Origin of the sequence: Coprococcus intestinalis, from assembly GCF_023656595.1 — a bacterium.
Classification (GTDB): Bacteria; Bacillota; Clostridia; order Lachnospirales; family Lachnospiraceae; genus Coprococcus_A; species Coprococcus_A intestinihominis.
Genome location: NZ_JAMOKJ010000002.1, coordinates 216,843 through 228,933 on the forward strand (window position 1 = coordinate 216,843; position 12,091 = coordinate 228,933).

Annotated in this window: 11 protein-coding genes; 10 read left to right on the forward strand and 1 reads right to left on the reverse strand. The window is 43.2% G+C overall.

What is annotated here, in order from left to right; all coding sequences use genetic code 11:
• The first annotated feature begins 27 nt into the window (after positions 1 to 27).
• From argB to NBH03_RS02590, 5 genes are all read left to right on the forward strand, one after another.
• Positions 28 to 927, forward strand: coding sequence for an acetylglutamate kinase (gene argB, locus NBH03_RS02570; RefSeq protein ID WP_117528653.1), 900 nt, complete (start codon positions 28 to 30; stop codon positions 925 to 927).
• On the forward strand, positions 917 to 2,113 hold the full coding sequence (locus tag NBH03_RS02575; protein ID WP_250796766.1) for an aspartate aminotransferase family protein: 1,197 nt from the start codon (positions 917 to 919) through the stop codon (positions 2,111 to 2,113). Before argB ends, NBH03_RS02575 begins: the two co-directional genes overlap by 11 nt.
• Positions 2,114 to 2,484: 371 nt before the next feature.
• Complete coding sequence (locus NBH03_RS02580) at positions 2,485 to 4,146, forward strand: Na/Pi cotransporter family protein (protein WP_250796769.1); 1,662 nt, start codon at positions 2,485 to 2,487, stop codon at positions 4,144 to 4,146.
• Positions 4,147 to 4,333: 187 nt separating this feature from the next.
• Positions 4,334 to 4,780 carry a Fur family transcriptional regulator gene (locus NBH03_RS02585; protein WP_250796772.1) on the forward strand — a complete coding sequence of 149 codons (447 nt, stop codon included), beginning with the start codon at positions 4,334 to 4,336 and terminating at the stop codon, positions 4,778 to 4,780.
• The gene (locus NBH03_RS02590) at positions 4,698 to 5,393 is read left to right on the forward strand and encodes an HAD family hydrolase (protein WP_331476033.1); all 696 of its coding nucleotides are present in this window, start codon (positions 4,698 to 4,700) and stop codon (positions 5,391 to 5,393) included. Before NBH03_RS02585 ends, NBH03_RS02590 begins: the two co-directional genes overlap by 83 nt.
• Before the next feature lie 214 nt (positions 5,394 to 5,607).
• Here NBH03_RS02590 and ychF read toward each other — a convergent pair whose 3' ends face one another.
• Positions 5,608 to 6,708, reverse strand: a complete 1,101-nt coding sequence (ychF, locus tag NBH03_RS02595) for a redox-regulated ATPase YchF (RefSeq protein WP_250796781.1) — start codon at positions 6,706 to 6,708, stop codon at positions 5,608 to 5,610.
• Between the two features lie 181 nt (positions 6,709 to 6,889).
• On the opposite strand from ychF, the gene lgt reads away from it, so the two are divergent.
• The 5 genes from lgt to NBH03_RS02620 all read left to right on the forward strand — a co-directional run bounded on the left by lgt (position 6,890) and on the right by NBH03_RS02620 (position 12,087).
• Positions 6,890 to 7,759: a prolipoprotein diacylglyceryl transferase gene (lgt, locus tag NBH03_RS02600; protein WP_250796783.1), complete on the forward strand. Its 870-nt coding sequence runs from the start codon at positions 6,890 to 6,892 to the stop codon at positions 7,757 to 7,759.
• A 414-nt stretch (positions 7,760 to 8,173) separates the two neighbouring features.
• A complete protein-coding gene (mraZ, locus tag NBH03_RS02605; protein WP_015514541.1) occupies positions 8,174 to 8,617 on the forward strand; it encodes a division/cell wall cluster transcriptional repressor MraZ in 444 nt (147 codons plus the stop codon).
• 9 nt (positions 8,618 to 8,626) lie between these two features.
• Positions 8,627 to 9,568, forward strand: a complete 942-nt coding sequence (gene rsmH / locus NBH03_RS02610) for a 16S rRNA (cytosine(1402)-N(4))-methyltransferase RsmH (RefSeq protein ID WP_015514540.1) — start codon at positions 8,627 to 8,629, stop codon at positions 9,566 to 9,568.
• A 60-nt stretch (positions 9,569 to 9,628) separates the two neighbouring features.
• A complete protein-coding gene (locus NBH03_RS02615) occupies positions 9,629 to 10,129 on the forward strand; it encodes a septum formation initiator family protein (protein ID WP_215689950.1) in 501 nt (166 codons plus the stop codon).
• Positions 10,130 to 10,158: 29 nt separating this feature from the next.
• Positions 10,159 to 12,087 (forward strand): peptidoglycan D,D-transpeptidase FtsI family protein, encoded by a 1,929-nt coding sequence (locus tag NBH03_RS02620; protein ID WP_215689949.1) that lies wholly within the window; start codon positions 10,159 to 10,161, stop codon positions 12,085 to 12,087.
• The last annotated feature ends 4 nt before the right edge of the window (positions 12,088 to 12,091 follow it).

Sequence of the window (12,091 nt, forward strand, 5' to 3'; positions counted from 1 at the left end):
TTAACGGGGAAAAGGAGAAATAGAAAAATGGAAAAGGATATGAATCAGTATCTTTCAAAGGCTGAAGTACTGATTGAGGCTTTGCCTTATATTCAGCGATTCAACCGTAAGATTATCGTGATCAAATACGGCGGCAGTGCGATGATGAATGACGAACTGAAGAAGAATGTCATCGCCGATGCTGTTTTATTAAAACTTGTCGGATTCAAGCCGATCATCGTTCACGGTGGCGGCAAAGAAATCAGCCGTTGGGTGAATAAAGTAGGCATGGAAGCACGTTTTGTCAATGGCCTTCGTGTGACAGATGCGCCAACTATGGAAATTGCAGAAATGGTTCTGAATAAGGTGAATAAGAGCCTTGTCCAGATGGTTCAGGAGCTGGGTGTCAAAGCAGTTGGTATCAGCGGCAAGGACGGCGGCCTTCTGAAGGTAAAGAAGAAATACTCCAATGGAGAGGATATCGGTTTTGTAGGTGAGATTACAGAAGTTACACCGAAGATTCTCTACGATTTACTGGAGAAGGATTTCCTTCCAATCGTATGCCCGATCGGTATGGATGAAGATTACAATACTTACAATATCAATGCGGATGATGCTGCATGTGAGATTGCAAAGGCTGTGAATGCAGAAAAACTGGCTTTCCTCACTGATATTGAAGGTGTTTACAAGGATCCGGAGGATCCGGATACACTGATTTCAGAGCTGACATGTGAAGAAGCCCATGCACTGATTGAAGAAGGGTTTATCGGAGGCGGTATGCTGCCGAAGCTCAACAACTGTATTGAGGCAATTGAAAACGGCGTTTCACGCGTACATATTCTGGATGGACGTATACCGCATTGCCTCCTTCTGGAAATCTTTACAAACAAAGGTATTGGTACTGCAATTTTGGGCAGTGAAGAAAGCAGGTATTATCATGAACAATAAAGAAATTATGGATTATGCAGAAGAGGCGATCATTCATACATATAATCGTTTCCCTGTTGTGCTAGATCACGGTGACGGCGTTTATCTTTATGATGTGGAAGGCAAGAAGTATCTTGACTTTGCAGCCGGGATTGCTGTATGTGCGTTTGGTTACAATGTCAAAGAATACAATGATGCTCTGAAGGCTCAGATCGACAAAATGATCCATGTGTCCAATTTGTACTATACACAGCCTATGGCAGAAGCGGCACACAAGCTGGTGAATGCCTGCGGCCTTAAAAAGGTATTCTTTACCAACAGTGGTACAGAAGCCATTGAAGGTGCCATCAAGCTTGCCCGTAAGTATGCATGGACAAGAGATAATGGTTCCACAGATCATGAGATCATTGCCATGAACCATTCATTCCACGGCAGAAGTATCGGTGCTCTTTCTGTCACAGGCAATCCTCATTATCAGGAAGCCTTCAAACCACTGATTGACAAGGTAGTGTTTGCCGAGTATAACAATTTAGAGGATGTTGCCTCTAAGATCACGGATAAGACATGTGCTATTATTATGGAGACTGTACAGGGGGAAGGCGGTATCTATCCGGCGACACGTGAGTTTATCCAGGGTGTGCGCAAGCTCTGTGATGAAAAGGACATTCTGTTGATTCTTGATGAGATTCAGTGCGGTATGGGTCGTACAGGCAAGATGTTTGCTTATGATTACTACGATGTAAAACCGGATATCCTGACCGTTGCCAAAGCACTGGGATGCGGTGTGCCGATTGGCGCCTTTGTTGCCGGAGAAAAGGTTGAGAAGGCATTGGTAGCCGGTGATCATGGGTCTACATATGGCGGCAATCCTTTAGCTACAGCAGCAGCGAATGTTGTATTTGACATGTTTGAAAGCCGTCATATTCTTGACAATGTCAATGAAGTAGGCGCTTATCTGGGAGAAAAACTGGCATCGTTAGTTGAGCGTTATGATTTCATCAAAGAAACAAGAGGTCTTGGATTGATGAGAGGTCTTGAATTTACAATCCCTGTTGGGAATATTGTTGCAAAATCTATTGCCAACGGTCTTCTGATCATCTCTGCAGGTACTAATATCATCCGTTTTGTACCGCCGCTTGTTATCACAAAAGAAAATGTGGATGAAATGTATGAGAAACTGGACAAAATTCTTTCAGAAGTCCAGTAATCTAAACAGACTGTCAGATGCATTTAATATAAGAAATTTTTAGTGTATGAGTGTCTATACAGATCAAGAAGAATCGGATTCCAAAAGAGATCCGATTCTTTTTTTGCTACTTTTTTCTGAAAACGGCAGGCAAAAAAATAAAAAAGGGGAGTTGACATAATTTAGAAGCTGAAAAATAGGAAATTTCAGGGAAAAGTGTGTGGGCTTCAATTCTTTTTTGTTGAATTGGGTTGACATAATAAAGTTTCTGAAAGCTAACATAAAGTAAATTTCTAAAAAAAAGACTTGTCAAGCGACGCAATATATATTAAAGTGGTTACTGGTATGTTTTTACATTAGTTTTACATAAGTAAAATCAAGGAGAAAAAAAGATGAATATTTCAGGTATGGTTTTAGGCCTTATAGGAGGCTTAGGTCTTTTCCTCTATGGTATGACGTTGATGAGTGACAGTCTGGAGAAGGCAGCTGGTGCCAAACTCCGTGGTATTCTTGAATTGTTCACGAAGAACAGATATGTGGGTATCATTGTGGGCGTTGTGTTTACGGCGATTATACAGTCCTCCAGTGCCGCAACGGTTATGGTTGTCAGCTTTGTAAATGCCGGTCTGATGACGCTTTATCAGGCTATTGGCGTTATCTATGGTGCTAACATTGGTACGACCGTTACATCACAGCTTGTTTCATTTAATCTGTCTCAGTATGCGCCGGTATTTATTATGGCAGGCGTTCTGATGCTGATGATCTTCAAGAATCCAACGGTGAAAAAAGCCGGAGAGGTTGTCATCGGTTTTGGTATCCTTTTCCTGGGAATCAGTACCATGTCTTCTTCTATGGGTGCTTTGAAAGAACTTCCGGCTATCCAGAATCTGTTCATGTCTCTGGACAACCGATTCTTTGCTTTGCTGCTTGGATTGATGATCACGGCGATTGTACAGAGTTCTTCTGTGACAGTCAGTATTGTGCTCCTTTTGGCACAGCAGGGATTACTTCCGCTGAAGATTTGTTTCTTTATTATTCTCGGATGTAATATCGGTGCCTGCATGTCAGCGATGCTTGCCAGTCTCAGCGGCAAGAAGAATGCCAAACGTGCAGCTTTGATTCATTTATTATTCAATATTATCGGTTCCATCATTATGGCAGTCATTCTTTTGATCGGTTCCGATTGGATTGAAGCGTTGATCATGCATATTTCCGGCGGCAATCTCGGCCGATGTGTTGCCAATACGCATACCATCTTCAAGGTCTTCCAGGTTATCATTCTGATGCCGTTTATGAGTTGGATTGTCAAACTGACCTATCTCATTGTACCTGGTGAGGATAATGATGTAGAAGATGAATATGAAATGAAGTATATTGGTGATGGCGACAGACTTTCATCGGCGACGGCTATTCCGCAGGTCTGCAGTGAGATCAGCCATATGGGTGAAATTGCCATTGGCAATCTGGAAAAGGCGCTGGATGCACTCCTGACTAAGGATGACAAGGCGGCGAAGGAAGTGTTTGAGGTTGAGAAGCGTATCGACTATATGAACAAGGAAATCACAGATTATCTTGTTAAAGCCAACCAGATCAGCTTACCGGTAGGAGACCGCAAGAAATTGGGGGCCCTGTTCCATGTTGTCAGCGATATCGAACGTGTCGGTGACCATGCAGAGAATATTGCAGAAGATGTTGAGAAGTTGATTGATATGAAAGAAGATATTAATGGCATGGCCGGAGATGAGATCCGCAGAATGCAGGAGATGACGGTGAAGATTCTTCATCTTTCGATGGATATATTCAATCTTGAAGATGACAGCCATCTTCAGGAAATTCTGGATCTGGAGAATGCCATTGATGCGAAAGAGCGTGAGCTTCAGGATTTACATGTCAAGTGTCTGACAAAAGGCGAATGCAGTGCTCAGGTGGGTATGATGTTTTCGGATTTAGCTTCCAATCTTGAACGAGTTGCGGATCATGCAACGAATATTGCATTTTCAATTTTGGAAGAAGATCCTGAAGGAGATAAGCCTCCAAAAGTCGAACTTGCGTAATACAGCATTGAGAATCAACGGATAGAAATTCAATACAGAATAGGAAATACCTGAGGGAAATGAATGAACACAGTATCTCTCAGGTATTTTTACGCCTGATTTTGTACTGTACAGATAAAAGAAAAGCTATTATAATAGGAAGAGAAAATTATATGAGATAAGAATAAATATTCGGAGGATGCAGAGAATGTCTGATGATAAACAGAATAGAAATACAAGACAGAAATCGATGATTCTTGAATATCTCAAAGACAGACAGGACACTCATGTCCGTGCAGAAGACATTATTCATGATCTGAATGCAGGTGAAGAACGGGTTGGCAAGACAACCGTATACAGAGTTCTGAAGTCTTTGGAGACAGAGGGGAAGATTCGTAAGTATACATTAAGTGAAAAGTCACCGGCCTGCTATCAGTTTAGCGGCGGGCATCCTGAATGCAGACATCATTATCATCTGATGTGCAGTGAGTGCGGCAGACTGATTCATTTTGAAAGTGAACACATGCGGCAACTGGCAGATGAAATGATGTCGAAAGAGGATTTCGCAGTGGATGAGAGTAAGACTGTTTTTTATGGCTGCTGCGGTGAATGCCGCAGGAAAATACAGAATGGAGAAGAAGATGAAGATAGATAGTTTGATTTTTGATTTAGATGGTACACTCTGGGACTCTTCAGAGGGAATAGTTGCTACATGGGCGCTTGTTTTGGAACATTATCCGGAGATTCACAAGAAAGTGACAGCGGAGGAATTAGCTTCCAATTTCGGCTTACCCCTTGATCAGATAGCACGCAATATGTTTCCTGAACAGACAGAAGCACTGAGAATGCGTCTGATGGATGAATGCTGTGAACAGGAGAATATTTATTTGGCAGAACATGGCGGTATTCTCTACCCGAAGCTGGAAGAGACCTTGCAGAAGCTTTCAGAGAAATATCCGCTGTTTATTGTCAGCAATTGTCAGGACGGCTATATCCAGAGCTTTTACAGCGGCAATCACACAGCGAAGTACTTTAAAGACTGTGAATGCATCGGTGTGACCGGCAAATCCAAAGGAGCAAACATCCGCCTGGTCATGGAAAGAAACGGACTCAAATCTCCGGTCTACATCGGTGATACCCAGGGAGACGCCGATGCAGCTGCACAGGCCGGCATTCCGTTCATTTATGCTGCTTATGGCTTTGGCCAGGTCAAAGCCTTCGATGCAGAAATTCACACCTTTGAAGAACTGCTTGATATCGTGGAATAAGCAAAACTATATCTGAATGGATTCAAAAAGAGTTATTCGAACACAGGTGCTTCAACGCCGGCCGGTACTTAGGCAGTGTATTGTACTGCCTTATGTACCGCTGCCAGACGTTGGCAACGAGAGTGTGCCTGTGTTGAATAACTCTTTTTGAATCCATATATTGTTTCAGAAGCCGCACTGCATTATTCCGTCATGCGGCAGTCTTATTTATGATTTAAACGTTAAAGCGGAACAGAATCACGTCGCCGTCTTTGACAACATATTCCTTGCCTTCCATACCAACAATGCCTTTTTCCTTGGCAGCAGAGAGACTTCCGTTATCAAGAAGATCCTGATAGTTGACAACTTCGGCTTTGATGAAACCACGTTCAAAGTCTGTATGGATCTTGCCGGCAGCCTGTGGGGCTTTTGTACCTTTCTTGATCGTCCATGCACGGCACTCATCTTCGCCGGCAGTAAGGAAACTGATCAGACCAAGCAGACTGTAGCTTGCTGCCACCAGTTTGTCAAGACCGCTGGAGGAAACACCCAGGTCTTCCAGGTATTCCTTCTTCTCATCGTCATCAAGGTCAGCTAATTCCTGTTCGATCTGAGCACAGATAACAAAAACTTCAGCGCCTTCTTCCTTAGCCATTTCTCTTACCTTGGCAACATGTGGATTGGATGCGCCGTCATCAGCCAGATCATCTTCAGCTACGTTGGCAGCATAGATAGTTGGCTTTGCAGTCAACAGGTTGTAATTCTTAAACCAGATCTGTTCGTCCTCATCGTCAGATACTTCAAATGTTCTTGCCATCTTGCCGTCTTCAAGATGCGCCTTGACAGCCTGAGCCAGTTCAAGTTCTTTGGCATAAGCCTTATCCATCTTTGCCTGTTTGGCAATCTTGGAAATTCTGCGTTCAAGAATCTCGATATCAGAGAAAATCAATTCCAGGTTAATCGTCTCAATGTCTCTGGCAGGATCAACAGAACCGTCAACATGAATAATGTTGTCATCTTCGAAACAGCGGACAACATGGACGATAGCATCTACTTCACGAATATTGGCAAGGAACTGATTGCCCAGACCTTCACCTTTGCTGGCACCTTTTACAAGGCCTGCAATGTCCACAAATTCGATAGTGGCAGGTGTTACCTTCTTTGTGTGATACAATTCACCGAGTTTCACAATTCTTTCATCCGGAACAGCAACAATACCTACGTTTGGGTCGATAGTTGCAAACGGATAGTTGGCAGACAATGCGCCGGCTTTTGTCAGAGAGTTAAATAATGTACTCTTTCCGACATTTGGCAGACCAACAATACCTAATTTCATATCTATTTCCTCACTTTCAATGCAGTTTTCCGTATTATTTTAGCACAGTTCCTGTAAAAAGAACAGCTATTTTATGACTTGATTTTTGCAATAAAGCAGTTTACAATGGAAAAATAGAATTTATGTAATTGTTTGGAAGTGTCCGGATCGGAACAGAATAATTACAGAAGGAGGAGCATTGATGACAGGAGCAAGTATCCGGTTCCCGCATTTGGGGATTGTGATTGAACATCTGGGAAAGAGTATCTCTATATTTGGTTTTGATATTGCCTATTATGGCATTATTATCGGCGTCGGCATGCTGTGCGGTATTGCAATGGCTGTGCATGAAGCCAAACGGACAGAGCAGAATCCGGAGATGTATTATGATTTTGCTTTGTGTGCGATTATATCAGCGATTGTCGGATGCAGAATTTATTATGTGGCCTTTGAGTGGCCCTATTACAGTCAGCATCCTTTGGAGATCTTTAATCTGCGGCAGGGCGGCTTGGCTATATACGGCGGCATTATCGGCGGGTTCGTCTGCATGATTATTTTCTCGAAGATCAGGAAGGCCAGTCTGCTTCTGATGGCAGATACGGTTGTGCCGGGACTACTGATCGGGCAGATCATCGGCAGATGGGGCAATTTCTTTAACAGAGAAGCTTTCGGCGGTTATTCTGACGGTCTGCTGGCTATGCAGATCAGAATGGATGAGGCTGCTTATACGACCCAGGATCTTTTAGACAAGGCAGTTACCGTTGATGGTGTTCAGTACATTCAGGTTCAGCCGACATTTTTGTACGAGTCTCTCTGGAATCTGGGGGTTTTGGTGATCATCCTGCTTTACAGGAAGCACAAGAAGTTTAATGGGGAACTTTTCATGATGTACTTGTTTGGATATGGTATCGGGCGATTTATTATTGAACAATTCCGAACAGATCAGCTTTTGCTTCCATATATAGGTTTGCCTGTGTCACAGGTGCTGTCAGCCTGTCTGTCTGTTTTTGCATTGATCGTTATGATTTACAAGCGAAGCCGGCTGAAAAAGGCATCAAAGACAGCTGCATAACAGAATATTTTGAATCTTATGAAACACACTGTCAGGTGGGGGATGATCCCATCAGACAGTGTGTTTTTGTTGTATATAAAACTGCATTCTGTTTACAAAAATTTGTAACTGTTCAGAGCCAAGCAAAATTTCAAAAAACAGGTATAAAATGCTTGCATTTTTAAGACTGTTTTTGAAATTTTATTTGGCGGATACGCCACACCGACGAAATGCGTAGCATTTTGGAGGTTAGCTCTGAACAGTTACAAAAATTTAAAAGTAAATTTGCATTTTACCTATTGATATATTGTGTGGAATAGTCTAAAATAAATAACATAAGTGGTGATTTGTGGTAAATAGTGGTTTTAAGTGGGACTTAATACCTTTATGTTGTGGCAGACATGAAGATTTCCGTAAGACAAAGGTGGACATGGAATGGATGGCTTTATTGGCGAGTATTATCATACAATAGATACAAAGGGCAGAGTGATCATTCCCCAGAAGTACAGAGAAGACCTGGGGGATACATTTATTTTGTCCAAAGGCCTTGACGGTTGTCTTTGGATTCATCCGATGGATGAATGGCGGGAATTTACTGCAAAGTTAAGAGAATTATCTACCATTGATAAAGAGAGCAGACAGTTCAAACGTTTTTTTATGTCAGGAGCAACAGAATGCGAATTTGACAAGCAGGGACGTATTCTTGTACCGGCTTCACTCCGCAAGTATGCAGACCTCCAGAAAGATGTTGTACTGACGGGTATGGATACCCGAATTGAACTCTGGAGTGCAGAGAAGTGGGATGTGGAGAATGACATGGATGATGAGGATATGGAAGCAGTCGCTGCCCATATGGCGAGTCTCGGTGTGAATATATAGGAGGACATTATGACGTTTCAGCATTATTCTGTATTACTGAATGAGACGATTGAACAATTAGATATAAAAGAGAATGGCATCTATGTAGATGGTACTTTAGGCGGAGGCGGTCATGCCAGTGCTGTTTTGCAGCGCCTGGGTGAGACAGGCCGTCTGATCGGTATCGACCAGGATGCAGCAGCTATAGAAGCAGCCGGAGAACGGCTGGCACCATTTGGCGACAAAGTGACCATTGTCCGCAGCAATTACAGTGCAATGCCTCAGGTTCTTGCAGATTTGGGCATTCATGGTGTGGATGGAATCGTACTCGATCTTGGCGTATCCTCTTATCAGCTGGACACTGTTGAGAGAGGATTTACTTACAGAGAAGATACTGTTCTTGATATGCGCATGGATCAGCGTCAGACGAAGACAGCCAGAGACATTGTGAATGATTATACAGAAACAGAATTGTTTCATATGATCAGAGATTATGGCGAAGATAAGTTTGCACGCAATATTGCCAAGCATATCGTTATGGCCAGAGAGAAGAAACCGATCGAGACAACCGGGGAACTCAATGATATTATCCGGGCTGCTATTCCGGCGAAGGTCAGAGCCAAGGGTGGTCATCCATCCAAGAAGACTTATCAGGCAATCCGCATTGAATTGAATCATGAACTGGATGTTTTGAAGAATACGCTGGATCAGATGATCGATCTGCTGAATGATCATGGAAGAATATGTGTGATCACATTTCATTCACTTGAAGATAGAATTGTTAAGAACATTTTCAATACTAATGAACGGCCGTGTACATGCCCGCCGTCTTTTCCTGTATGTGTTTGCGGGAAGAAGTCAAAGGGCAGAGTGATTACCAGGAAACCGATACTTCCAAGTGAAGAAGAACTGGAAGTGAACAGTCGTTCAAAGAGCGCGAAGCTCAGAGTTTTTGAAAGAATCAGAGAATAAGAAAACGATCGGATGCGGCAGGCGCAGACGGTCCTGTTAATGAAGAAAGGGTGGCGTTGGATGGCAGAGAAGAGAGCAAACCAATCGATGGCTTATCGAAGAGAGCCCGAACGCTATTATATAGATGGAAACACAGCAAGAAGGCTGAATGAACAGCCTGAAACACCTAAAAGAAGAAATAAAGCTGTACAGTCCAGGCCGAAACAACGGACTGTACAGCATAAGAAGCGTGTATCGGTTTTTGATCTGAAGTATACACTGTTTCTTGTGACATCTGTAGGCATTACCCTAGCTGCCTGTTTTATGTATTTACATTCCAGTTCTGTATTGAAGAAGAATGAACAGGCTGTGACAGCCCTTCAGAGTCAGCTGCAGACCGTCCAGGAACAGAATAATTCACTGAAGGAAAGCCTGAATAAGACCATTGATCTGGATGAGATTTACCAGATTGCAACCGGAAGACTGGGAATGGTCTATGCCGGTGAAGATCAGGTAATTTATTATGACAGCAGCAATAATGATTATATACGACAGTATGAATCTATACCTGGCGGAAAATAAAATAGACATTAAATTTAGGTGATTAATAGATGGCGGATAAAAAAATACGGAAATTTTCAAAGACGAACAGAAGAAGACTGCTCGTTGTATTCTTGTTTGTGCTGATCTGCTTTGTGCTGCTGGTGGTCAGACTTGTGCAGATCAATGTAAAAAACGGTACAGATTACGAGAAGAATGTACTCTCGTTGCTCAACTATGATGGACAGACAATTCCCTATAAACGAGGGGATATTACAGACCGAAACAAAACCGTTCTTGCAACAAGTGAGAAAATCTACAATCTGGTGTTAGATCCGTATGTCATTACGCACAGCAATATCGATAAGGCTTCTGAATACGCCAAAGAAGTTCTGGAAGAATATTTTTCAATCAGCAAGGATGATGTGGATACGATTTTAACGCAGCAGCCGGACAGCCGATATGTCGTTTTGAAGAGGAAAATGACATATGATGAGAAAAAGCCGTATGATGATTTTCTTGCTTCAGAGGATGAGAATGATGCGCAGAAGATCAAGGCTGTTTCATCGGGAATCTGGTTTGAAGAAAGCTATCAGAGAATCTATCCTTTTTCGACGCTGGCCTGTGATCTGATTGGTTTTACAGCTTCTGATAACAGCGGTCTCTGGGGAATTGAAAGCTATTATAATGATACATTGTCCGGAACCAATGGAAGAAAGTACGGTTATCTCACGGATAATGTGGATCTCCAGACCGTTACAGAGGAACCACATAATGGCAAGACAGTTGTATCAACCATTGATATCAATATCCAGCGTATTGCAGAGAAATATATCAGCCAGTTCATGACAGAAACCGGGGCCAAAAACGTGGCTGCTATTGTTATGAATCCGAATAACGGAGAGGTTCTGGCTATGGCGAGTGCTCCGATATTTGATCTGAATAACCCGAGAGATCTAACAGTGGCCGGTTACACAGAGGATCAGCTGGCGGACATGACGGATAAGGAAATGTCGGATGCCCTTTATACGCTCTGGCGTAACTTCTGTGTGAATGATAGCTATGAGCCGGGTTCAACCGTCAAGACTATGACGGTTTCCTATGCGCTGGATCAGGCACTTGTAGACCCGAACGAACAATTCTACTGTGACGGTGGTCAGACCTATGAGAACGACAGTACTTTTGTTTCCTGCAACAGTGTGCATGGTGAATTAGATCTGACGGGCGGTATTACACATTCCTGCAATGATGTCATGATGCAGCTCAGCGACAGAATCGGTATTACTTCCTTTACGAAGATGCAGAAACTGTTTGGACTTGGGCAGTTGACAGGTATCGATCTTCCGGGAGAAGCAAGCTGTGCCGGTACGATTTATACAGCAGACAATATGGGACCTGTTGAAATGTGGACAAGTTCCTTTGGCCAGGGATACAATGCAACGATGGTACAGGTTGTATCAGCCTTTTGCTCGATTGTTAATGGCGGCTATTATTATAAGCCGCATGTAGTATCTGAGATTGCATCGGATAATGGCAATACGGTGCAGGTTTTTGATAAGACACTGATGCGGACAACTGTTTCAAAGACAACCTCCGAATGGATGAAGAATGCTCTGTATGAGACAGTAGAGGATGGTACAGGTAAGGCAGCGCAGGTAGCCGGATACAAGATTGGCGGCAAGACAGGTACAGCTGAGAAGCTTCCTCGAGGCGGCAAAGAACGTCTTGTGTCCTTTGTTGGCGCAGCACCGATTGATGATCCGCAGCTGGTTGTCTATGTGGTTGTCGATGAGGCCAATGCAGAGGATCAGGGGCAGAGCTCCTTTGCCTCCACAATTGCAAGTAATATATTCTCTGAGGCATTACCATATCTGCAGATCTTCCCGACGGAAGAAGTGACAGAGACAACCAATGAGAACACCTCAGACGGTTCTGATGATGATCAGTTCGATGAAGGTGCGGACAATTCGGATAACGGCACATCAGATGATGATGAATAACAGC

Bases quoted from the DNA above. Each gene is read 5' to 3' on its own strand.
- mraZ (WP_015514541.1), top strand. From the start codon at position 8,174: ATGGATGGCTTTATTGGCGAGTATTATCATACAATAGATACAAAGGGC.
- NBH03_RS02580 (WP_250796769.1), top strand. From the start codon at position 2,485: ATGAATATTTCAGGTATGGTTTTAGGCCTTATAGGAGGCTTAGGTCTT.
- NBH03_RS02615 (WP_215689950.1), top strand. From the start codon at position 9,629: ATGGCAGAGAAGAGAGCAAACCAATCGATGGCTTATCGAAGAGAGCCC.
- NBH03_RS02590 (WP_331476033.1), top strand. From the start codon at position 4,698: ATGAGAGTAAGACTGTTTTTTATGGCTGCTGCGGTGAATGCCGCAGGA.
- NBH03_RS02620 (WP_215689949.1), top strand. From the start codon at position 10,159: ATGGCGGATAAAAAAATACGGAAATTTTCAAAGACGAACAGAAGAAGA.
- argB (WP_117528653.1), top strand. From the start codon at position 28: ATGGAAAAGGATATGAATCAGTATCTTTCAAAGGCTGAAGTACTGATT.
- NBH03_RS02575 (WP_250796766.1), top strand. From the start codon at position 917: ATGAACAATAAAGAAATTATGGATTATGCAGAAGAGGCGATCATTCAT.
- NBH03_RS02585 (WP_250796772.1), top strand. From the start codon at position 4,334: ATGTCTGATGATAAACAGAATAGAAATACAAGACAGAAATCGATGATT.
- lgt (WP_250796783.1), top strand. From the start codon at position 6,890: ATGACAGGAGCAAGTATCCGGTTCCCGCATTTGGGGATTGTGATTGAA.
- ychF (WP_250796781.1), bottom strand. From the start codon at position 6,708: ATGAAATTAGGTATTGTTGGTCTGCCAAATGTCGGAAAGAGTACATTA.
- rsmH (WP_015514540.1), top strand. From the start codon at position 8,627: ATGACGTTTCAGCATTATTCTGTATTACTGAATGAGACGATTGAACAA.